The organism is Shewanella marisflavi (assembly GCF_023283925.1).
GTDB lineage: Bacteria > Pseudomonadota > Gammaproteobacteria > Enterobacterales > Shewanellaceae > Shewanella > Shewanella marisflavi.
Genome location: NZ_JAKIKX010000003.1, coordinates 426513 through 449750, shown reverse-complemented (window position 1 = coordinate 449750; position 23238 = coordinate 426513). Strand labels below are relative to the sequence as shown.

19 protein-coding genes are annotated in these 23238 nt (G+C 52.2%); 7 read left to right on the top strand and 12 right to left on the bottom strand.

Translation table 11 applies throughout. The annotated features are described in order from the left end of the window. Nucleotides 1–63 precede the first annotated feature (63 nt). Together L2712_RS09565 and L2712_RS09560 are read left to right on the top strand one after the other, a co-directional pair. On the top strand, nucleotides 64–2634 hold the full coding sequence (locus tag L2712_RS09565; protein WP_033540641.1) for a TonB-dependent receptor: 2571 nt from the start codon (nucleotides 64–66) through the stop codon (nucleotides 2632–2634). A gap of 84 nt (nucleotides 2635–2718) precedes the next feature. After that, nucleotides 2719–3354, top strand: a complete 636-nt coding sequence (locus L2712_RS09560) for a glutathione S-transferase family protein (protein WP_033540640.1) — start codon at nucleotides 2719–2721, stop codon at nucleotides 3352–3354. Between the two features lie 56 nt (nucleotides 3355–3410). Here L2712_RS09560 and L2712_RS09555 read toward each other — a convergent pair whose 3' ends face one another. The 6 genes from L2712_RS09555 to L2712_RS09530 all read right to left on the bottom strand — a co-directional run bounded on the left by L2712_RS09555 (nucleotide 3411) and on the right by L2712_RS09530 (nucleotide 8998). After that, nucleotides 3411–4019 (bottom strand): hypothetical protein, encoded by a 609-nt coding sequence (locus L2712_RS09555; protein ID WP_248977642.1) that lies wholly within the window; start codon nucleotides 4017–4019, stop codon nucleotides 3411–3413. A gap of 147 nt (nucleotides 4020–4166) precedes the next feature. After that, the gene (locus L2712_RS09550; RefSeq protein ID WP_248977641.1) at nucleotides 4167–4667 is read right to left on the bottom strand and encodes a DUF4447 family protein; all 501 of its coding nucleotides are present in this window, start codon (nucleotides 4665–4667) and stop codon (nucleotides 4167–4169) included. A gap of 35 nt (nucleotides 4668–4702) precedes the next feature. Beyond that, nucleotides 4703–5104, bottom strand: coding sequence for an SMI1/KNR4 family protein (locus L2712_RS09545; protein ID WP_088904005.1), 402 nt, complete (start codon nucleotides 5102–5104; stop codon nucleotides 4703–4705). Between the two features lie 89 nt (nucleotides 5105–5193). Next, nucleotides 5194–5979: a RelA/SpoT domain-containing protein gene (locus L2712_RS09540; RefSeq protein ID WP_248977640.1), complete on the bottom strand. Its 786-nt coding sequence runs from the start codon at nucleotides 5977–5979 to the stop codon at nucleotides 5194–5196. A 148-nt stretch (nucleotides 5980–6127) separates the two neighbouring features. Beyond that, nucleotides 6128–8212, bottom strand: coding sequence for a M13 family metallopeptidase (locus tag L2712_RS09535; RefSeq protein WP_033540635.1), 2085 nt, complete (start codon nucleotides 8210–8212; stop codon nucleotides 6128–6130). 198 nt (nucleotides 8213–8410) lie between these two features. Next, nucleotides 8411–8998 (bottom strand): sugar O-acetyltransferase, encoded by a 588-nt coding sequence (locus L2712_RS09530; RefSeq protein WP_235363963.1) that lies wholly within the window; start codon nucleotides 8996–8998, stop codon nucleotides 8411–8413. Between the two features lie 70 nt (nucleotides 8999–9068). Here L2712_RS09530 and rsuA point away from each other — a divergent pair, with 70 nt between their 5' ends. Next, nucleotides 9069–9761, top strand: coding sequence for a 16S rRNA pseudouridine(516) synthase RsuA (rsuA, locus tag L2712_RS09525; RefSeq protein ID WP_248977639.1), 693 nt, complete (start codon nucleotides 9069–9071; stop codon nucleotides 9759–9761). A gap of 21 nt (nucleotides 9762–9782) precedes the next feature. Here the strand turns inward: rsuA and L2712_RS09520 are convergent, their stop codons facing one another. Next, the gene (locus L2712_RS09520) at nucleotides 9783–10220 is read right to left on the bottom strand and encodes a DUF3069 domain-containing protein (protein ID WP_248977638.1); all 438 of its coding nucleotides are present in this window, start codon (nucleotides 10218–10220) and stop codon (nucleotides 9783–9785) included. A 275-nt stretch (nucleotides 10221–10495) separates the two neighbouring features. Here L2712_RS09520 and L2712_RS09515 point away from each other — a divergent pair, with 275 nt between their 5' ends. After that, a complete protein-coding gene (locus tag L2712_RS09515) occupies nucleotides 10496–12403 on the top strand; it encodes a sensor domain-containing diguanylate cyclase (protein WP_248977637.1) in 1908 nt (635 codons plus the stop codon). Between the two features lie 3 nt (nucleotides 12404–12406). Here the strand turns inward: L2712_RS09515 and L2712_RS09510 are convergent, their stop codons facing one another. Further along, nucleotides 12407–13177, bottom strand: coding sequence for a substrate-binding periplasmic protein (locus tag L2712_RS09510; protein ID WP_248977636.1), 771 nt, complete (start codon nucleotides 13175–13177; stop codon nucleotides 12407–12409). 200 nt (nucleotides 13178–13377) lie between these two features. On the opposite strand from L2712_RS09510, the gene queG reads away from it, so the two are divergent. After that, complete coding sequence (queG, locus tag L2712_RS09505; RefSeq protein ID WP_248977635.1) at nucleotides 13378–14541, top strand: tRNA epoxyqueuosine(34) reductase QueG; 1164 nt, start codon at nucleotides 13378–13380, stop codon at nucleotides 14539–14541. Nucleotides 14542–14554: 13 nt separating this feature from the next. Here the strand turns inward: queG and L2712_RS09500 are convergent, their stop codons facing one another. From L2712_RS09500 to L2712_RS09490, 3 genes are all read right to left on the bottom strand, one after another. After that, on the bottom strand, nucleotides 14555–14758 hold the full coding sequence (locus L2712_RS09500) for a dodecin (protein ID WP_033539648.1): 204 nt from the start codon (nucleotides 14756–14758) through the stop codon (nucleotides 14555–14557). 88 nt (nucleotides 14759–14846) lie between these two features. Further along, entirely contained in the window at nucleotides 14847–16550 is a 1704-nt protein-coding gene (locus L2712_RS09495; RefSeq protein WP_248977634.1) for a GMC family oxidoreductase, read from the bottom strand. Nucleotides 16551–16574: 24 nt separating this feature from the next. Next, nucleotides 16575–17156 (bottom strand): gluconate 2-dehydrogenase subunit 3 family protein, encoded by a 582-nt coding sequence (locus tag L2712_RS09490; RefSeq protein WP_248977633.1) that lies wholly within the window; start codon nucleotides 17154–17156, stop codon nucleotides 16575–16577. 231 nt (nucleotides 17157–17387) lie between these two features. Between L2712_RS09490 and L2712_RS09485 the strand changes: the two genes are divergently transcribed. Both L2712_RS09485 and L2712_RS09480 read left to right on the top strand, forming a co-directional pair. After that, nucleotides 17388–18941, top strand: coding sequence for a glutamate synthase-related protein (locus tag L2712_RS09485; RefSeq protein ID WP_248977632.1), 1554 nt, complete (start codon nucleotides 17388–17390; stop codon nucleotides 18939–18941). Between the two features lie 201 nt (nucleotides 18942–19142). Continuing rightward, complete coding sequence (locus L2712_RS09480; RefSeq protein ID WP_248977631.1) at nucleotides 19143–20684, top strand: tetratricopeptide repeat protein; 1542 nt, start codon at nucleotides 19143–19145, stop codon at nucleotides 20682–20684. 76 nt (nucleotides 20685–20760) lie between these two features. On the opposite strand, the gene metE is transcribed toward L2712_RS09480, so the two are convergent. Next, entirely contained in the window at nucleotides 20761–23040 is a 2280-nt protein-coding gene (metE, locus tag L2712_RS09475) for a 5-methyltetrahydropteroyltriglutamate--homocysteine S-methyltransferase (protein ID WP_248977630.1), read from the bottom strand. Between the last annotated feature and the right edge of the window lie 198 nt (nucleotides 23041–23238).

Genomic DNA, 23238 nt, shown 5'->3' with positions numbered 1-23238 from the left:
AATGGTGGCGGTAGTGAAGAGGTAGTCACTGAATATAAATATAAAGATAAATTAGGGATAATCATGAAAAGACCTCAATACTGGCCCAGCGCTTGCGCTATCGCCATTACCCTTGCGCTAACCCCTCACGTATATGCCAACGATGATGTTGAACGTATCGAAGTCACAGGCTCTCGTATTAAACGTACTGACATTGAAGGCCCATCGCCTATCCAGTCGATCAACAAAGACGATATTGCCAACATGGGTTTCGATAACCTACAACAGTTACTGGAACGTATGCCGGCCAACGGTGCAGGGGCCTTCTCTACCCGTGGAAACAGTCAAGACTCAACCGCCAATGGCGCCGCCTCTATCAGTCTGCGTGGCATGGGCCCAGATGCGACCTTGGTACTAATCAATGGTCGCCGCGTAGCCATCAGCTCATTTGCCGAAGGGATCACCAACTCCTTCGTCGACATTAACAATATTCCTATCTCTGCCATCGAACGCATCGATATCCTAAAAGATGGCGCCTCAGCGATTTATGGCTCTGATGCCATCGCCGGTGTGGTAAACATCGTTTTGCGTAAAAACTTCGAAGGGCTAGAAATTAACTTAGGCTATGGTGATGCCTCTGACTCTGGTTATGATGAACAAAGCGCTAGCATGCTGTGGGGCATGCAATCGGATAAGGGCAGCGCCTCTATCATTCTCGACTACTTTAAAAACAACACCCTAGCCGCCAGTGAGATGGGTCGCTTCGGTACAGCGAATCAAAGTCCATACGGCGGTGAAGATTTCCGTTCATCACGCGGTTTCCCGGGCTACTTCTATGTCGATGGCGTCAAGACGATAGATCCAGATTGCCCGCCTGACTCAGCCACTGCCAGCGGCAGCTGCCTGTTCGACTATGGCCCTTATAACCTCACCATTCCTGCCGCAGAACGTGTAGGCGCCATCGCCCAGTTCGACTATAACCTGACTGATGAGCTAACGGCATTCCTCGAAGTCGCGGCGCAGCACAACACCTCTGAAGCTGGCGGCGCACCGACGCCTCTGGATGAAGATGCCATGCTGACCGTACCCGGTACCCACCCCAACAATCCTTGGGGTACGGATATCGAGATCGGCCGTTACCGTACCGTCGATGCCGGCGCACGTCGCTGGGACATCGAATCTGACACCCTGCGTATGGTCGCTGGATTGCGTGGTTCAATGGATGAGTGGGACTGGGAAGTCTCATTCCAAAAAGGTCGCAGCGAATCGACCCAAAAAGGTGACAGAAGCCAGGGCTGGGTAAGAACCGACTTCTTGCAAGCTGAGATCGATGCCGGAAATTACAACCCCTTCGGTGGCACCATGAACCCTCAAGAGGTGATCGACCGTATCACCACCAGCCTGGTTCGCCAGGGGGTGTCACACCTGACCGCCTATGATGCTAGCATCACTGGACCTGCCTTTACCCTGGCCGATCGCGAAGTGATGATGGCTGCGGGTATTGAGTACCGTGAAGAGGATGTGAGTGATGTTCCAGATGATCAGTTCCAGCGCGGGCTTATCTTCGGTACCGAAGCCGTGTCAGCTCAAGCGGATCGCGATCAATACGCCGCCTATGTGGAATTTTCTATTCCAGTCACAGACAACTTTGAGCTACAACTGGCTGGCCGCTATGACCACTATAGCGATTTTGGTTCAACCACAAACCCTAAGGTCGCCTTCCAGTGGGGGATCACAGATGAGCTAACGGCACGCGCATCATGGGCAACGGGCTTTCGCGCACCATCGCTGGCACAAATCGGTCTTGGCCCATCGAGAGAAAGTAGTTTCTTTATCGATACCTACCGCTGCGATGCTGACAATGTCGACTGTACCGCTCTGGATTACAACACCGAGTTTGCCGGTAACTCAGACCTGGATGCCGAAGAATCAGAAACCTGGAATGCGGGCCTGATTTGGGCACCAACCCAAAAATTTGATGTTGGCTTCGATGTCTTTAGCATCACTCAGGACAATAAGATCGATAAGCAGCCGCTAGGTGAGATCTACCTGGCTAACTGTAACGATCAAAATAGCACTGTGTGTGAGCGTCTGGCGCCGCAGCCAGGACAATCTTTAGGCCCTATCAGCCTGATCCACTCGAGCTTTATTAACCTCAGCTCACAAGAGGTGCAAGGGGTGGATGTATCCAGCCATTATGGTTTAGAGTTTGATAGTTACGGCGAACTTAAATTTGGACTGGAATACAGCTACCTACACAATTTTGAGAAAGACAAGCTAGATTACACTGGTGAATATCGCTACCCACAACATCGTTGGTTGCTCACCACAAACTGGACCATGGATGACTTTGCCGCCAACATCAACTTCAGCTACATAGGTGAGTTTGAAGATACGCCAGACATCAACTTCGACGGCGTCCTCGATTTTGAAGAGAATGAGTCACGAATGGTTGATGCACAGCTACTGGTGGATATATCAGCCTCCTACCGCTTTAACGACATCATCAAATGGAGTGTTGGCATCAACAACGTGTTAGATGAAGAGCCACCATTTGCTATCGGTGATGGTGACACTGACCTCTACGGCTACGTGATTGCTACCCACAATCCTATGGGTCGCTATTTCTACACTAAGGTGAGTATGAGGTTCTAACCTACACTTTCACAAAAATGGCATCCACTTGGATGCCATTTTTTATTACACTCAACACTTCTCCAACACTGAGCGAGGAAAAGGATGATCACTCTATATGGAACCCCAAGAAGCCGCGCGTTGCGTGTCTCTTGGTTGCTGGAAGAGCTGGATGTCGATTGGCAATTTCATTTCATCAACTTTGCCAAGGGCGACAACCGCAGCGAGGCCTTTTTGGCCATGAACCCCAGTGGCAAAATCCCCGTCATTCAAGATGACGATTTGGTGCTGACCGAATCGGCGGCAATCTGCCAATACCTGGCTGAAAAATATGGGCAAGGTCAATTTCTGCCCATCCCTGGCACGCCAGAGGCCGGTCATTATCATCAATGGATGAGCTTTATCATCAGTGAGCTAGAGCAGCCGCTTTGGACCATGGGCAAACATAAATTTGCCCTGCCGGAGGCCCAGCGTCACCCAGAGATCTTACCGGTCGCGGTGTGGGAGTTCGACAAGGCCGCCGCCATTGCTGAACAACTCTTGCCCGATAGTGAGTTTCTGCTCGGCGATAAACCGACCGTGGCAGATATCATGTTAACCCATACCCTGATGTGGGCCACTGTGTTTGAGCAGCAGATCCCGCCCAAACTGGCCGCCTTTAGGGACAGAATGAAGAGCCGCCCGGCGCTAGCCCGCGCGCTAGAGAAAACCGAAGCCATAGCCGCAAAGGCCGTGGATTAGGGATATCACGACAGCATAGTGATCTGAGCATCACTATGCTGCTACAGCGTGAGTTTTTAGGCTGACTGACAACCCGGCACCTCGGAGAGATCCAGCTCGATATCACCTCCCCCTGAGCCGATAGTCAAGGTATGATCATCCAGACTCATCTTATAGTCGCCCACCCAATCCAAGGTTTTAATCGGCTTCAGCTGATAGCGCCACACAGGTAAATCACACTGCAACCACACCCTATGGTAAGCCTTGCCCATGGCCCCAGGATCTATGGTCTGCACCCAGATGGCGTAATCTTCAAAACGCTTAAACTGACTCTGTTCTTTCACTGGTGCATTAAACACTAGGCTCATAAACAAACCCAAGGCTAAGAAAATAAGCTGCGCGGCGCCCAACAAATAACTTAGCCCCATAACGAAAGTTACTGGCCAGTTGCCCTTGATAACTTGAGCAATTTGACGACGAAAGCGACCGAGTAGTGATAATCCAACAAGCACGGCAATTAACTTTATCAGCAGGGCCACAGGTTGCACCTCGAGCATAAAGCTTGGATTAACCCACAAGGCCCCAAACAGACCGGGTAACAAGCTCTCGACCAACGGCAGATAGATAAGCGCGGCGATAATAACTAGGCGTGAGGTTAGCTGGCGAGACGCCTCGACTTGGTACATATCCTTGTCCAAATAAAGTTAACTTTTAGGTAATATTTGCACAAGATAGCATTGGGCCCGTTGAAGCAACACGGTTTAAAGATGAAAGATAATTAAAAAAGCCCCAATATAACGATCGGGGCTTCTGTTGTTAAGTCATGCGGTGACTCATAGCTGAGTAGCGGCCCACTTGGCACGGCTCTCGCGGCTCTCTTTCAGGCCTTCCTTTTCACGGTAAGCCTTGTAAGCCTCAACATCCAGCGGCACTAGAGTCACATCCACTTCAAGCACCAGCTTACACTCTTTCTTGATACGCCAGGCGGCGGTGTTATAAAGCTCAGTCAGTGGTAATGAGCTTAAAAACTCAGGGTTATATTGGGTATAAACAGCCTGCGTTGGGTACACCACGAAACTCAGGCGACGCTTAGGCTCTTTACTAAACAGCTCTTCGATACCATCACAGGTGTTAAGCACCTGCATCTCAATGGTCTCATCAAGCTCCAGTAGCCTCTTAGCCGCCAGACCAGAGACTTCAGCCTCGCCCGCTTCCCAGGCCAAGACATCGGCTTCACTACACTTGCTCAGCTCGCCCACCTGGGCCGCGCTTAGACCTAATGAGTGACGCAAATATTTAATTTCTATCGCATTTAATTCAGCACTTTTTGCCATCATGATTTCCAAATGTAATTAATCGTTAACTCGCGCTAAGAGGGGATCCACACCTCTTCCACCCACTGCCAAAATGACTCCCAGCTATCCTCGTCCAGTTCGCCGTCTTGCCACAACATCACCTGACCTTCCTGATCGATACAGTAAAAGTCATCACCCTGCTGACAAATGGCAATATATTCCCTCGGCAAGCCGATAGACCAGGCATAAGAGGTCACCTCGGGAAGATAAGTATGGGAATAGGGATCACTCACAGTCACCGGCTCTAAAGTGCCGTGAATCACGTCACTGGCATATAACAGATATTCCTTTAACTCTGAAGGCAAAGGGATCAGTATCTGCTCTTCGACTTCCACCAGTTGATCGAAGCTGGGCAGTTCCAGTGGCACGGGAACCGTTTGGTTCAGTTCCCTTAGTTGCTCGATAAGATCGTGCATTATCGTCTGCTCTTAATGGGCTAATGGCCGCAAGTATAATCCCTTTAACCGCAGATTGTTAATGCAATTTCACTACACAGGCCAGCAGACTATGCCGCAGCGTTTAGCAGCTCGGCACTATCTAAGCGCTTATAGTAAAGCCAGGCTTTGTGATACTGCTTATGAGACTCTTGACGCAGCGCGGTGATCTGCGCCTGTTCCAGCTCACTCAGTTCACGAGACTGACTTTTAGCGCGCGCTTCGATGGCCTGTATCTGTTCATAGACCTTATGTTCATCACCGCTTTTAATCTCGGCGATCCCTTTAAGGTGCAGCTGCACCTCGGCAATCATGCCGGTCTCGGGCAGTTGCACCAAGAGGTTGAGGTCACGATAACCTGAGGCTTTAGGCGCGGCAAAACGGTTTTTCACCTGCAACACCTTAACCTGACTATTTAATGCCTCATAGGCTGTCATCAAGCCCTGAATATCATCTGCTACCAGACTGGCTCTGGCGAGATCGGTAATGCGGCTGGCATCTCCGTCAAACTTGGCCGCTATCTTAGCCTTGGCACGCTCATAGCTTTTCACTTCGGGGAGCATCAGTTGGTAACGCTGCGCAAAATTAAGCCCTTCGAGCAGCGCAGCCAGTTCCTGTTGCGCCTCGCCCGCTAAGGCATAAAGGCTATCTAAATCTTGGCTGGCCTGATGAATGCTGACAGCAGAGCTGCTGGCAATGGCATGCAGACCATGCTGGTCTTTGCTAAATGTTTGTTTCTGCGCATAGCTGCCTCGATCATCCTTAGTATCGTTTAGGGCATCGTAATTAACCGCTAAGGCACTGCGCGTGGAGACTAATAACAGGAAAATAAAAAAAGGTCGAAACAACTTATTCATAACCGTCCTCGGTAATAGCGTTAACCTCGAACCTTTAATCTAGCCAGCACTCACTTAATCCAAGCTGAATGGGTGATGAACAATTGTTTATCAAAAATGTCATAAAAAAGAGCGCCTAGGCGCTCTTTTTAACTATTGAAATAACAGGTTACCAGATCTTCACACGCTTGCTGGGCTCAATATACATAGCGTCACCTTCTTTAACGTCGAAGGTGCTGTAGAACTCAGGCATATTAGACAGGGCGCCCACGGCACGGAACTTAGCCGGTGAATGTGGATCGGTCGCCACACGGTTACGCATCGCTTCCTCTTTCATCTTGGCACGCCAGATCTGGCTAAAGCCGATGAAGAAGCGCTCATCGCCAGTCAGGCCATCGATAACCGGTGCTTCTTTGCCATTGAGTGACATTTTGTAGGCTTTGTATGCGATAGTCACGCCAGAAAGATCGCCAATGTTCTCGCCTAAGGTGAGCTCACCATTAACATTCAGGTCATCAAACACCGCATAGTTGTTGTACTGCTCAACCAGTGCCTTACCACGACTAGCAAACTCTTGCAGATCTTGCTCAGTCCACCAGTCGCGCATATTGCCTTCGCCGTCGAACTTAGCCCCTTGGTCGTCGAAACCATGACCCATCTCGTGACCAATCACGGCGCCAATACCGCCATAGTTCACCGCATCGTCTGCTTCCATGTTAAAGAAAGGCGGTTGCAAGATAGCAGCAGGGAACACGATCTCGTTCATGGTCGGGTTGTAGTAGGCATTAACCGTCTGTGGCGTCATGTGCCACTCCCACTTACGGATAGGTGAACCTAGTTTCTCAAGCTCCTTCTCGTGGCTTAGTTGGCTTGCGCGCATACTGTTACCCACCAGATCGTCAGCCTTAATGGTTAGCTTGTCATAGTTTTCCCAACGATCAGGGTAACCGATCTTGGGATCAAACTTAGCCAGCTTATCTTTGGCCGCAACCTTAGTATCTGGGCTCATCCACTCTAAACCATCGATGCTTTCACCATAGGCGCGGCGCAGGTTTTCAACCAACTCCTGCATACGATGCTTAGCTTCTGGCTTGAAGTGACGCTTCACATAAACCTTACCAACCACTTCACCCAGCAGGCTGTTAACCGTGCTCACACCGCGCTTCCAACGAGGCTGTTGCTCTGCCTGACCGTTAAGCGTTTTAGAGAAGAACTCAAAGTTTTCACGATCCAGATCTGAGCTCAAGTTACCGGCAAAGTGAGTTAGCGTCTGCCAAGTCATGTAGGTCTTCCACACAGACAGGTCGTTCGCCTTCAGTACTTCGTTGAAACCTTCGATATAGCTTGGCTGATTAATAATGATATCGGCCTGCTTGTCACCGCCCAGGGTCTTAAGATAACCGTTCCAGTTGATATCCGGTGCCAGCTTAGGCAGATCAGCCACTTGATACAGGTTGTAAGTCTTAGTGCTGTCACGCGACTCGACTACGTCCCAGTGACGGCTGGCGATAGCGGTTTCCAGTGCCAGGATCTGCTCGGCACTCTCTTTGGCGTTTGCTAAACCGGCTAAGGTAAACATCTTCTCGATATGCGCCACGAACGCCTTACGAATATTGACGAAACGCTCTGCTTCATTGAAGTAGTAATCTTTCTCCGGCAGGCTCAAACCATATTGCCAGATATGGGTTGCATAGCGGCTCGAATCTTTCGCATCTATGTTGATATAAAACGCCAGCGGAGTACCGCCACCAATCATCTGGCTATGGGCAAAATATTCCACCAGCTGATCTTTGTTCTCAAGCGCGGCGATCTTGTCTAGCTCGCTCTGGATTGGCTTGATGCCTAGCTTATCTAACTGCTCGGTATCCATGAAAGAGCGATAAAGATCGGCCACTTTCTGCTCGTCGGTACCAGGCTTTAGATTAGGTGTCGCCGCCACCTCTTCGATAATGGCTTTAACATCGTCACGAGACTTTTCACGCAGATCGTAGAAAGCACCTGTGCTGGTACGGTCCCCTGGGATCTCGGTATTCTTGATCCAAGTGCCGTTTACATAAGAATAAAAATCATCTTGTGGACGAACAGACTTATCGAAGTTGGCAAAATCGATCCCCGAGGTCAGTGCCTGTTCAACGGCAACGGCGGCTTCTGTCTTGGCCGTTTCTGGCGCCTTAACTTCAGCCTGGTCGCTGTTGCAAGCGCTAAGACCAAGTATTAAAGAGGCACACACCCCTCCAACGAAAACTTTTTTCATGTGAATTCCTTTTATGCTTAATTGTTTTTTGTTAGCAATGCGACTGTCATGGCGAAGCCAAAAAGATGCAAAATCTGCTTCAAGCTACACATGTTAATGGGATTGAGTCGATGTAAACAAGTTTATCTGTTTACCAAAGGCAAATTTCCGGTCACTCATGTGTAAGTAAAGATTTCCTTACCTGTAACATGAGACCCACTATAGGGCGCGGATCACCCGCGCAGGATTGCCACCGACAACTGTCTTAGGGGCCACGTCTTTGGTCACCACGGCACCCGCGGCCACCACGGCTTCATCGCCTATGGTCACGCCAGGCAAAATGATCGCCCCGCCGCCAATCCATACCCGCTCGCCGATCAGAATCGGCTTTGCCGTCTCCCAGCCCTCACAGCGCCGATCGGCCTGCAGTGGATGACTCGCGGTGTAACACTGCACATTAGGGCCTATCATGGTTTGCCGCCCTATGGTGATAGCGGCGTTGTCTTGCAGGGTGACATTGACATTAATAAACACCTGCGGCGCAATATGCAGGTTTTCACCATAACTGATATAGAGGGGGAGCATGATCGCCGCCTCTGGATCGACATGGCACAGCAGGTCGCGATCCAACGCGGCCCGGCGATTCATCTTTGCATTGGCCTGCTGGCGCTGTTGCCAAAGGCGCTGAAGATCGCCATCAAGGCAGTTGTACTCCAGTGAGCTAATCATCTTGTCAAATTCGGTTAACGGCTCCATCTGGCATTTGGCTCCTTGGCTGTCACTTGAGTTAAATGAAGGTTTTGCCATGCTAACACTTTTCCTTTACTGCCTGTGGCCTCATAATGTCGCCCCAAAGCAGAAACCTTAGAGTAATACAGTGCGTCTCGACAAATTTATCAGTGAATCCACCCCGCTCACCCGCTCCCTCGCCAAGAAGGCGCTACATCGCGGTGAGGTTAGCGTGGATGGCAAGATCATCAAAGATGGCAGCTTTAAGGTCAAGGAAACCGATAGCGTCTGTCTGGACGGCGAGCCTATCAGCCCAATCGGCCCGCGATTTATCATGCTGCACAAACCGCTTGATACCCTCTGCTCGACCATCGATGAGGTTTACCCCTCTGTGCTTAACCTCGTTGATCTGCCCCAAAAGGATGATCTGCATATCGCCGGACGCTTGGATGCCGATACCACAGGCCTAGTGTTGATCACCAGCGACGGCCAGTGGTCACACAGAGTCACCTCTCCAAAACGGGAATGTGGCAAAACCTATCTGGTGCAGCTTGCCGACCCACTAAAAGAGGAGTGGGTAGAGGAGTTTGCCAAAGGGATTGCGCTGCGTAGCGAAGATGGCCTCACTAAACCGGCACAGCTAACGCTGTTGGATAGCCATCAGGCCAGACTCACCATCACCGAAGGCAAGTACCATCAAGTCAAGCGCATGTTTGCTGCCGTGGGGAACAAGGTCGTTGGGTTACACCGCGAATCTATCGGCGAGATCCTATTGGATGACACCTTGGCACCGGGAGAGTGGCGTTATCTTACGCCAGCAGAAATCGCTTCGGTCAAATAACGCCAGCCCCGTCAGTCAAGTTTATTGACCGACAATCACAGCCTTAATGCTATTGAGTAAGGCCCTGTCTGTGCGGGCCTTCTTTAGCTTTTTCACACTCTCTTTGAGCGAGGCATCTGAAAGGCGGGTAAAGATGTCATTATATTCTTTCTCCTCTATCGCCTCATCACTGTCAGCCAGCTCGGCAATATCCTGAGCCACACGGCTCAACTGTAACCAGGCATTAGCGATATAGAAACCGTGAAACTCGGCCTGAGACAACAATCCCTTAGCGCTAGCTGGTAAAGCATCCCAGGCTTGCCCAAATTTTCCCTCTTCGTCGCTGAGCAGCTCATTAAACAGGTTAGCATAGGCCTCCATCAGGTTTGATGGGATCTTGTCCATAGGGATCACTGTATTGCACACATTCAGCGCGGCCTGCTCGGCAATGGCTTGGTACTCTTGACTCGGTTTACTCATAAAAAATGTCTCAATTAGATAGGGCCAACTGCGTAGTCCCTTCGCTCATCACCAGTGCTTAGGCACCGTCTGAAGCGCGGAAAAATAAAAGAAGACGTTATACCTTAGTCAGACCTAAAAGCAAAACGCTCACTTTGTTATATAAAAGTTAAAAATAAACGCATAAAAAATATACTTTTTACTGTCAATAAATTGCCAGCCGTATAATATAGTTACAAAAAAGGCATCTGTGCTAAGGTTAAATGGTCACATAGCAAGGTTGACAAGCTAAAGAAATGACAAGAAAAACAAAAACAAAATCCTGGTTAACCCTCTTGCTACTTTGGTTAGGTCTTTCACTCTACGGCTACAGTACTATTAGCCTGGCAGAGGAAGATATAGCCGAAGAGGTGGACGCTGTTTTCGCCAAATTTGAACAGGGCGATTTTGCAGATCAGCAGAAGATCAATGATGCGCTCGCCTTTCTCTCCGCCAACATCACCCCCGAAGACACCCAGCACTATCTAAAACTACAAACCGTGCTGTGCTGGAATAGTTTCGACGTCTCTAAGCCGGAAGGGATAAAGAAAGCCATTGCCTTTACCGATCTTAAATTACTGTCGGAAGGTATATCTGCCTCGACAGAAGCCGCAACAGATTTAAGGCTATGCCGTGCCTTTATGCATCAGCTACTTGGTGAAGTAGAAGAGGCCATGGATGGGTACAACAAGGTTGTCGCCGAGGCTTACCTGATAGAATCTCCCAAATTGATCGCCGACTCACGCTCTCTTCGCGGCTCGATCTACTCCTTTCAGGGCAATTTTGCCCAGGCTTTGGAAGATCTCATCACGGCCCAAAACCTGTATGAATCGCTCAACCTACAACACTGGGCTATCTACAATCTCACTGAACTGGCCACCAGCTACCGCCGCTTCGGCGACCCACAAACCGCCATCAAATACTATAACAAGCTAGAAAAACAGTACGAAAAGACAGGTGATAAAGACGGTGCTTACTCCATCAAGACTGAGATAGCTTATGCCCTGGAGGAGCTGGGTGAATATGAGGCCGCACTTTCCAACCATAAAGCAGCCTACCAACATTGGCGAGATACCTTAGGTGAAGAGATCAGCGCCCATACTGCCGTCAATGTCGCCGGCATGCTAATTCAGCTCCACCGTCAAGCGGAAGCCAAGCCCTATCTTGAATTGGCACAAAGGTTCATCACGCCTGAGATTGGTGCCAGCTACAGCTTTATGCGCCTCTATCAAGCGCAATCGGCCTTAAACGAAGGCCGTTATCAGGAGGCGCTAGACTATATCGATATGGCCAAGGAAAGCTTTCAGCAGATCAAAAATGCTCGCGGTCTGGAACAACTGCATATGGTGCACAGCCAGATCTTCGTCGCCGAGCAGAATTGGAAACAAGCCTATGAGGCACTGCTAAGTTATATTCAGACCCACAAGTCACTGGATGCCACCCTGCAGACTAATCGCACCACAGAGATGCGTACCCGCTTTAATACCGAGCAGATAGAACGTGAAAACCAACAGCTGATTGAACTGCAAAAGGTCAAAGAAAACGAGCTAATTATTCTCAAACAGAACAAATACTTGCAGCTGACTGTGATAGTGCTTGGCTGCATCATAATGATCATTCTTTCCATTGTCGCCTACAAGCAATCACAAAAGTCTAAGCTATTGTCGATTCTGGCCCTGACCGATCATCTGACCCAGCTCCCCAACCGACGATACACCTATTCCAAGGGGGAGAATTACTTCAAATCTAAAGATGAGGCCCATCAGCCGCTATCAATTATCCTGTTTGACGCCGACCACTTTAAGAAGGTCAATGATAAATATGGTCACGATATAGGTGACAAGGTACTGATCGCTCTGGCTAATATTAGTAACGGCTTGATGCGTAAGCAGGATCTGGTTGGCCGCGTCGGTGGCGAGGAGTTTTTGGTGCTCTTACCCGGCACGACAGCCGAGCAGGCCCTTAATATTGCTCAGCGCCTGGTGACCACGGTAGAGAGCAGCAACTTCGACGATATCTATATCAACTTCAAACTCACTATCAGTGCCGGTATTGCCAGTACAGATGGTGACAAGAGTTTTGAGCATCTACTCAAACGCGCCGATGATGCTCTCTACAAAGCCAAATCATCGGGTCGTAACTGCGCGATCTTAGACCAAGCCTAGCCCTTAATCCTGACGTGAGATAAGCTCGATCTGCTGGGGGGCTGTGAAGCTGGGAAACCATTCCTGATAGAGACGCGCTAACTCACCCGATGCTTGCAGGCTAGACAAGGCGTCCAGCCAACGGTTCACCACCTCTGGCGAAGTGCCTTTAGAAAAAGCCAAATACAGATCGATCTGCGCCAGTTCAAATACCGGATACACCTCTTCTATCCCCATATTCACTTCCGCCAACAAGCGAGTGACCGCTAAGTCAGCCTGACACCAGAAACGTATTCTATCGTACTTAAGTTGACGCGCCGATTGTTGTGGAAAGCTGGCCACAGTCAGATGGTTGACCCCTTGCTCACTCAGCATAGACTCACCTAATGAGCCCCTATACACGCCAATACTCCCAAGCGCATCGAGCTCAGCCACTGAACCTGGGCTGAGTTCATCTGCCGTTTTCGCGTAGATAGAGATACGAGTGGTGGCGATAGGGCCGACAAAATCAAACAGCCTGTTGCGTTGCTGATTTTGAGAGGTCGCAAATAACAAGATATTGGGCTCACTATCTGCAATGGCATAGGCCCTCGCCCAGGGCAAGACTTCGATATTGGCCGTCTCCCCAAGCTTCTCGGCAAGCCGCTGCACCAGAGTGACGCCGTAGCCTTTGGGAACGCCATCCTCCTGATAGCTCATCGGCGCCCACTCCTCGGTCAGCATGCGCAGCGACGCCGCCGTACAGGGCAGCGACAAAATCAACAACGAAAAAAACCACAAGCTATGCTTAATCAAACGATTCCCCGAGAAAATGAACGGCCCTAGAAAGATGCTAGCCCATGATGAGGTAAGCCACAGACCTTAGGTTCAACATAAATAGCCAAAGGTTAAAAAGCAATAGCGCGGCAAGAGAGCGGAGGTCTAGACGCTGTGGGATTTGTTCACTTGGCCAAAACTGTTATCATGGCGCCACCGCTCACCCTTAGTTACCACTAATGTCTCACCCCAGTTCGTTATCGCCCCAGGCATTGCAGCAACTCGCCCTTAAGATAAAACAGTGGGGTAAAGCGCTAGGTTTCGCCCAGATAGGCATCTGCGATACCGATCTCAGCGCAGAAGAAGCTAAGCTGCAGGCCTGGCTCGACAAGGGCTACCATGGTGAGATGAACTATATGGCCAGTCACGGCATGATGCGCGCCCGGCCCGCTGAGCTGCACCCTGGCACCACACGAGTGATCTCGGCTCGCATGGACTACCTGCCGCCAGAAGCGGGGTTTGCCACTCACCTGAAAGATCCTAATCTGGCCTACATCTCTCGCTATGCCGGTGGCCGTGATTACCACAAGATGATCCGCAACCGGCTAAAAAAGCTGGGCCAACAGATAGAGGCCGAGCTGACCAGCTTAGGTCTTGAGCGCCCCAACTATCGCCCTTTTGTCGATTCGGCCCCCATTTTGGAGCGACCTCTGGCCGACAAAGCCGGACTTGGCTGGACAGGTAAACATAGCCTGCTGCTTAATCATGAGGCAGGTAGCTGGTTTTTCCTGGGTGAGCTGCTAATCGATCTCCCCCTTCCGGTAGACATCCCAGTAAAAGCAAACTGCAACACCTGCGTGGCCTGCATCAAGTCTTGTCCAACTAACGCTATCGTCGAACCCTATGTGGTCGATGGCAGGCGCTGCATCTCCTACCTCACCATAGAACTTCAAGGAGCGATCCCTGAAAAGTTCAGGCCGCTGATGGGCAATCGTATCTACGGCTGTGACGACTGCCAGCTGGTCTGCCCGGTCAACAGTGAGGCGCCGCTTACCAATGAAAGCGACTTCCACACCCGGGATCCACTCAAATACCCAGAGCTATTAACCCTCTTCGCCTGGAGTGAGGCGGAATTTCTCAAGTTTACCGAGGGCAGCGCCATCCGCCGTATCGGCCACAAGCGCTGGCTGCGAAACATCGCCGTCGCCCTGGGTAATGCACCGACATCAAAGGAGATAGTCGCGGCGCTCGAGACACGCAGAGACAGTGAAGAGGTCGATGAGATGGTGCGCGAACATATCGACTGGGCACTGGCTCGCCAGGCAAACGGTGGCGACCAGCCCAATCGTAAGACCCAGCGAGTGATCCGCGCGGTAGAAAAGGGACTGGCCCGAGATGCCTAGTCCCCAACAGAGATTAGTCTAAGGTAAACCCCACCTTCACCGTCACCTGCCAATGGGCGATCAATCCAGCCTCAAGATGGCCGCGAGTCTCGACCACCTGAAACCAGCGCAGGTGGTGCAATGACTGGCTAGCGGTTTCGATGGCATTTTTAATCGCCTCATCCGAGCTTATGGGTGAGGAACCGACGAGTTCGATGATCTTATAGGTATGACTCATGGTGGATCTCCTGTAGCAAATCGGTATCCCCTTGAGTATAGGAAAGCTTTTCATCTCCTGTGGCGCCATGCGCAAAATCACTACAGCATTAGGTAGGCTTTAAGCGCTCAAGCAACCGATCGGCTACCCGAAAGGCATTGGCATAAATAGTAAACGTCGGTGTAACACTGCCACCATTGGGCATAAAAGCGCCATCGGTTACATACAGGTTGTCACAATCATGCACCCGGCAGTCTCTGTTGAGCACAGAGGTGCGTGGATCGTCACCGAAACGGCATCCGCCCGCCACTAAGTTTGAGGTCGGATCGCTAAACACATTCCCCCAGGCTTCATCGGCCCCCATCGCCTTCATCACCTCTACCCCCCTATCGACTAAATACTGCGCCACCTTAAGATCATGGGGATGAAAACCAGCGCGCACCTTGGCCACAGGCTGCCCCCACTTGTCTTGCTCTTCATCGTCCAGAGTGACGTAACAATCATCATTGGTCAGCCAATCACAGAAAACCTCAAATTTAAAATCCCGCGACTGGGTAAAATGCGCCTTGATCTTCTGCTTAAGCGGCGTGCCCCACAAGAGGTTGCCCTCCTGCCACTTGAGTCCATTAGCCTCACCGGTCGGCGAAGGAGGATCGAACACAAAATCTAAGGTACCGCCCTTCACCGGCTTATCAAACGCCGCTTTGTCATCAATCACATACCAATCCTGCAGGGCGCGGTTAAAGAAGGGGCCGCGCAGCTTAAACCCGGCCGCCGTCTCCGCTGCTAGCTTATCGAGCTTAAACACCCCGTGACCCGTACCACCTGCGCAGCAGTGCAAGTTTTTGCCCACCTGACCAAAACGATTGCCTATCCCCTTAGGGTGTTTCTCGCCAGGGCTGGCCAGCAGCAAACGGACGCTCTCGATGGCATAGCAGGCCACCACGAATATCTTGGCCTGGATACGCTGGCTCTTGCCACTGGTATCAAAATAGTCGACCGAGCTGACCTGTCCCTTGGCATCGCTATTAAGGCGATACACCTTGGCACGGGTGATGATACGACAATGGCCGCTGGCCACCGCGTCATTCAGCAGGGCTGCACGCGAACTCCCCTTAGCCCCCGAGTGACAGCCATAACTGCCACAATAACCTGAGTATTCGCAGCTCATGCGTTGCTTAAAGGGCTTTGACAGAATGGCCCTCGCCATAGGCAAGGGAGTCAGTTTGAGCTGCTGACAGGCATTATCGAAATGGGCAGCGATGGGGTGCTCTAAGGTCGGAGGAAAAGGAAACTCAGGCGTCGATCTCGGCTCTAGCTGTGGATGTTTTACTACCTTGCCGCTGACGCCAACAATCTGCTCCACCTTGGCGTAATAAGGCTCAAGCTCCTCATAACTGATGGGCCAGTCGACCGTGTTGGCACCAGAGATGGCTGGGAAGCTAGAAGCAAGACGAAAATCCGTTGGTTTGAGACGATGAAAATAGCCGCTCATAAAGTTAGAGGCGCCGCCTACAATATTACCGCCCCAAAACTGCGCCGTGGTCTCGCGGCGCCAGCCACCCTCGCCGTCGGGAAGCTCCAGCACATGACGCTCCTCATCGAACTGAGAACGAAACACCCGGTGACGTGGCAACTGCTCATCTTTGACAAAATCCTGCTCGGTATACCAATCGCCCTTCTCCAGCACGACCACATTAATCCCCGCCTTGGCTAGCTCATAAGCGATGGGCCCAGCGCCGGCGCCGCTGCCAACAATACATACCTCAAAGGGCTCTTGCTCTTGTGTTTCACCCGCGCGCGCTAAGCCCATAGCCAATCATCCTGTTCTGCAAGGTTAAAAATCGAGATAGGTCTTACCCGGTACCGGACGTGGAAAACCAGGTTGATGCTCAAGCCAGCACCAACCAATCTGATCGGGATTGCCGCCATAAACCGGGTCTAGGGTCAGTGCCTCAATCAGGTAGTAGAGCAGCAAGGAGAACCAGTTTTCACCGGCGCGGCTCTTGGCGATACGTGCTAGCATCGCCTCCTGCTCATCCCAGGTCAGCACCAAAAAACTGCGTTTCAGCTCAGTGTCGGCCAGGTCCTCTAACCAGGCAGCCCCCTGTAAAACAAACTGCCTATCGTCATCGGCGCGATTATCCGGATCTTCCATGGCCCACAAAAGATAGCTATAGGCATTGAGATCCTTGGCCGATGGACCATCACCATCATCGGGAAACAGATGCAATTGCACGCTCTCTATGATGGCGCGGTTGATCACGTCAAAATCTTGCGGCCGAGTGGCGAGTGAAAAGCTCTCATCATCCGCCCAGCTAAACTGGGGTTTCGCCGTTAACAAGAACGCCAGTGCGCCGCTACGGGCAAGAAACGCCCGCCGATCCAACCCGCTCTCATAGGCATACTCTGTTGCCATCTTCTTCCCTCGCCCTGTCACCTTGTTCTCCTTTAGCCTGCGCCCGGCTCTCGCTGCATCGCCAGTTATAAGACCTAAGTTGAAGCCAAATGGATTCAATTGAGTGTGAATTTTTCGGCGCGCCGGGTCAACACCCAGAGCGATCCCACAAAAACCGTCGCGGCGGCAATGAGTCACAAAAGCACCTAGACTAGAAGATAAACTTGCTCAACTGCGCTTTAAGGATCTCCCATGACAAAACCTGTCATCGCCGATAACAAACCTAAGAAAGTCGAGTTAACCAAAGGAAAGGAATACTATTTTTGCGTCTGTGGCCGCTCAAACAGTCAGCCCTTTTGCGATGGTTCCCATAAGGGTACGGGCCTGACCCCCAAAGCCTTTACCCCCGAAGACACTGGCGAAGCCTACCTGTGCGCCTGTAAACACACAGGCAACGCCCCATACTGCGATGGCACCCATAAGCAGTTTGATTCAGAGCAGGTGGGCAAAGAGGGTCCAGGCCGAGAGGCCATCGCCAAAGATGATGCTGATAAACCGCCCAAGGCCGCAGCGACAAAAGAGGAGCCCAGCGTCGAACTCATCCATCAACTGGCCAGGGAGGGACTGAAAAGTCTCGGGCACCACGGCCCTATGGTCGCTATGGGGGTGCCCAGATGTCAGCTCCCCAGCTGGGATGAGATTCAGATCATGACGGCCCAGATGGCCAGCAAACCACTGTTTGAAGAAGAAGCGGTAGACACCGAGCTGATTATTGGGCCCGAGGCCCGAAAACCCCTGCGACTCAAGATCCCCCTATTGGTGTCAGACATGAGCTTCGGCGCACTTTCGCAGGAGGCAAAAGTTGCCCTGGCCAAGGGCGCCGAGCTGGCGGGCACAGGGATCTGCTCTGGTGAAGGTGGCATGCTGCCCGAGGAGCAGGCGGCCAATTCGCGCTACTTCTATGAGCTGGCCAGCGCCCAATTTGGCTATCAGGAAGCCTTGATGAGTAAGATACAGGCGTTTCACTTCAAGGGAGGACAAGGAGCCAAGACAGGCACAGGCGGTCACCTACCGGGCAGCAAGAATCAAGGCAAGATCGCCGAAATCCGCGGTATTCCCGCGGGTCAGGACGCCATCTCTCCCCCCAGGTTCAAAGACCTCAACTCTGTGGCCGATTTTAAACGCTTCGCCGACAGGGTGCGGGAACTCAGCGGCGGCGTGCCTATCGGCTTTAAGCTGAGCGCCAATCATATCGAACGGGATATTCAGTTTGCCCTGGATGCCAGCGCCGACTACATCATACTCGATGGCCGAGGCGGTGGTACGGGCGCAGCGCCGCAGATTTTTCGCGATCACATCAGTGTACCCACCATCCCTGCATTGGCGCGGGCCCGGCGTTATCTCGACCAGCAGGGTGCCAGTGGCCGGGTGACGCTCATCATCACAGGCGGGCTCAGATTGCCCATGGACTTTGTTAAGGCGATGGCACTAGGTGCCGACGGCGTCGCCCTGGCCAATAGTGCCATGCAGGCGATCGGCTGCGTGGCTGCCCGAATCTGTAATACCAATAACTGTCCCGCCGGTATCGCCACCCAAAACGCCGATCTGCGTCAGCGGCTCAATATCGACAAATCGGCCCAGCAACTGGCTAACTTTATGGCTGCCTCTACCGAGCTGATGCAGGTGATGGCCAGAGCTTGTGGACACCATAAGCTAAACCAGTTCAACTTAGATGATCTGGCCACCTGGCACAGCGAGATGGCCAGGCTCTCCGGCATTCCCTACGCAGGCGTGACACAGATTTAAAGCCATAGGCAACACCTTCATAGCCCGCCTCCTCTACGAAGAGGCGGGCCAAGCCTCTTAAGCTCAAGACAAATCCATAACTAGTAAAGACTTGTTTAACAAGATAAAAAAGTGCACACTTGCCGCCGAAGCTCTTAGGGCAACCCATAGCCAAGTTCAACGCTCGTCTCATGTCAGCCATAGACAATGTGAAGGATCACAATGCAAACCGTTATTTTATTTATATTCTTAGCCCTGCTGTTCATTACCTTAGTTTCGCTCTACATCACCTGGCGTAATAAACAACCAATCGAAGTCACCGGCGGCCCCGAACAAGTGATTTTTCTCGCAAACCAGCTGCTGCACAGTGGTCGAGAAGCACAGGCTATCGATTACCTGGAACGAGCAGCGGCCATGGGTATGGCCCATGCGGCTCAGTTCCTCGGTGAACTCTACAACCTCGAAGATACCCATCTGTTTAACCAGGCCAAGGCCAACGACTGGTTTCAAAAAGCTGCCGAACTCGATGAGCAATTTGCTCAGCTTCAGCGCCAGATGCTGAAATTTAATGTTCACCCCACCCTGGAAGGCAACAGCTCACAGCTGGAAACCATGTTGAAACCCGGTGCCGACCAGGGCAATAGCCAGCATCAGGCAGAACTTGGTAAGCTCTATCAGGAGAGCCCGCTACTCGACCCTGAGGGTATTCAGGCACTGCATTACCTGACCCAGGCCGCTGAGGCGGGAGAGGTTCAAGCAAAGTACGATCTCGCCAACCTCTGGCTCTCACCGCGCCATGGCGAGCCTGATCCCGCCAAGGCCCGAGCACTGCTACAAGAGATTCTTGATAGCGATACCAACGCCAAGAGTCTGCTGGCGAGAATGTTACTTAGTGGTGAAGGCGGCCCTGCCGAGCCCCGTGAGGCCGAGCGTTTGATGCGCGAACTGGCCCAGGATAATGACTTTGCCCTCATCGAGCTGGCCCGCCTCTATCAGCAAGGCAAAGAGCTGCCCCAGGATATCTCCAAGGCGGAGGAGTGTCTGCGACAAGCCATCGCCATGGATAATGACAGCGCTACCTACCACCTGGGCGAGCTGCTACTCAATCATAAACTTGACCGCGACAGCCACATTGAGGCGATCGCCCTGCTGACGCCTCTGGCCGAGCAGTGGTGGACAGACGCCCTCTTCCTCCTGGGCAAGGCCCATGAAGAAGGACTGGGCACCCGCCGCCATCTAGCAACGGCCCTATCTTACTATCGCTTAGCGGCCATCGACCCAGCCCCCTACCACTTGACGCGGGTTGAGGATTTAAGTACCAAGATGGGTGAATATGAGAAGGAGCAGGCGGACAGCCTGTATCAGCAATTTCTGACCCAGCACCCGATAAGCCAATCTCAGCAGGCCAGCATAGACCTTACCCATGGGCAACGTCTGCTCCATGAAGATGATAGAGGGCGATGCCACCCGAGAGAAGCGATCCCTTATCTGGAGCGCGCTGCACTCACAGGTGAAAACCTGGCGCTGGAACCTCTACATCAGGCCTGCACTGAGCTGGGACAAAGGGTCGATGCCGCCATCTGGGCGCAGATAGCCTTAGAAGATAAGTTCTATTTTCTGCCCACCGGTGAGATGGAGATTAGCTTAGCCAGCCTCAAGCAAGGCTTTAGCGAGGCCGAGCAGGCACTGTTTGAGCAGCGACTCGATGAGCGACAAGCCGAGATCGTCGCGAACCTGAGTGCTGCTAGCAATAACACACCATAACCAAGACTCAAAAGACAAAGGGCGGCCAGAGATCTGGCCACCCACTTAATCTAAAGGCAAAGAGTCGCCAGAGTCATTAGCCCAGGCGTCTTCTCAGCTCCTTAGTGGCCTTCACCATGTTTTGCAGTGCGGGCTCCACCTCATCCCAGGTGCGCGTCTTAAGTCCACAGTCGGGATTCACCCAAAGCTGTCCCACGGGGATCTTAGTCGCCGCCTTCTCGATTAAGCCCACCATCTCCTCGACGCTAGGTATATTCGGGCTGTGGATGTCATATACGCCGGGCCCTATCTCATTGGGATACTCGAAGTCTTCGAAGGCATTGAGCAGTTCCATGTGAGAGCGCGAGGTTTCTATAGTGATCACATCGGCGTCCATGGCGGCGATGGCATCTATGGTGGCGTTGAACTCGCTATAGCACATATGGGTGTGGATCTGAGTCTCATCCTCCACGCCTGCCGCGCTGAGCTTAAAGGCGGCCACAGCCCAATCGAGATAGTGCTGCCACTCACTGGCCTTTAGTGGCAGGCCTTCACGAAAGGCAGGTTCATCTATCTGTATGATTCCTATACCTGCAGCCTGCAGATCGGTCACCTCATCACGAATTGCTAAGGCAAGCTGATTGGCGATCTCCTCGCGACCAATATCTTCCCGGGCAAAGGACCAGTGCAGTATGGTCACAGGGCCGGTCAACATGCCTTTCACCGGTCTGTCGGTCAGACTCTGGGCAAAGCTTGCCCACTGGAGCGTCATCGGCTGACGACGGGATACATCACCATAGATAAGCGGCGGCTTAACGCAGCGCGAGCCATAGCTCTGCACCCAGGCAAACTGGGTAAAGCCCACACCTTCGAGCTGCTCACCGAAATACTCCACCATGTCGTTACGCTCGGCCTCACCATGGACCAAGACATCGATCCCCAACTTGAGCTGACGGGCGATACTGTCACGAGTCACCGCCTCAAGCTGCGCAACATAGGCCTGTTCGGTCAACTCCCCCTTGCGCCAGCGGCTGCGCAGGCCGCGAATAGCTGGCGTCTGCGGGAAGGAGCCAATTGTGGTGGTGGGCAGCAGCGGCAGACGAAAGCGGGCCTGTTGCTTGAGACGTCGCTCGCCAAAATCGCTATGGCGCTCAAAATCCGCTGAGGTTAACGCCTTGAGTCTTGCCTGCACCTCAGTATTCGCCGCCTGTTCACGGGCCTGACGCCTCGCCTGACAACGCCCAGTTATCGCCTGCGCCTCATCGCTCTGTGGCGAGACCAGCAAGGTACCTAGCTGCGCCAATTCATCAAGCTTCTGCTTGGCAAAACTGAGTTGATTGGCAAGCTCGGGAGCCAACTCAGTTTCGCTCGTCAGATCCACAGGCACATGCAAAAGCGAACAGGAGGGCGCCAGCCAAACTCGCTCACCAAGATCCGCCACCACGCCACGCAGGCGCTCTGCCAAGATATCGAGATCCGCCGCCCACACGTTACGGCCATTGATCACCCCAAGGCTGAGTACCTGATCAGGCCTAAGCGTTGCCGCAAAGGGGGTAAGCTGCTCAGGAGCGCTCACCAGATCCAGATGAAGTCCATCAACCTTGAGATCGCGAATCACCTCATGATGATGGGCCACTGAGCCGTAGTAGCTCGCAAGCAGCAGCTTAACGCCCTGACCACTGAGCTCTTTGTAAGTCGGCTCGAACGCCGCCTGCCACTCACCGTCAAGCTCCAGCGCCAAGATAGGCTCGTCGAGCTGTACCCAGCTCACCCCTTGGTCTGCGAAGCGCGTTAAGATGGCTTGATACACCTTAATCAGCTCAGGCAACAGGCTCAGCTTATCGAAAAGCTCACCTTCACACTTGGCAAGATAAAGATAACTGACAGGCCCCAGCAACACAGGCTTTGGCTGATGACCCAGCGCTTTAGCCTCGTCCACCTCGTCGAACAGCTGCTCATAGGCGATCTCGAAGCTTTGGCCTGGCGTGAGCTCGGGCACTATGTAGTGATAGTTAGTGTTGAAATACTTTTTCATCTGGGCGGCGCGGCTTGCCTCTCCCGTTGGAGCACGGCCACGGGCCACGCGAAACAGGGTGTCGAGATCCACCTGCTCGCCACTGCGATGGCGGGTCGGGATAGCGTTAATGGTGGCGCTCAGGGTGAGTACCTGATCGTAGAAGGCAAAATCCCCAACAGGCACCTGGCTTACCCCAGACTCTTGCTGCCACTGCCAGTGGGTTTGGCGCAGCTCGCGGGCGACCGATTGCAGCTGAGCCTGATCTATCTCTTGGCGCCAATACTTTTCCAGGGCAAATTTAAGTTCCCGTTGACGGCCGATACGGGGAAAGCCTAATGAAGCAATATCTAGAGTTTGCATATTGTATACCTTTTACATTAAGATGAGCGAAATTCATGGTTAGCGCCCTTCGCTGTCATCGCAATCCAGGTGTGATAACTGAAATTGCACAACAAACATAAATAGGCGTCTGGACGTCTAGAAGTTTATTGTGCTAGTCTGTTGTCTCGCAATCGAATTGATTTCACGAGCAACATGAGCCAAATTCATGTGAGGTAA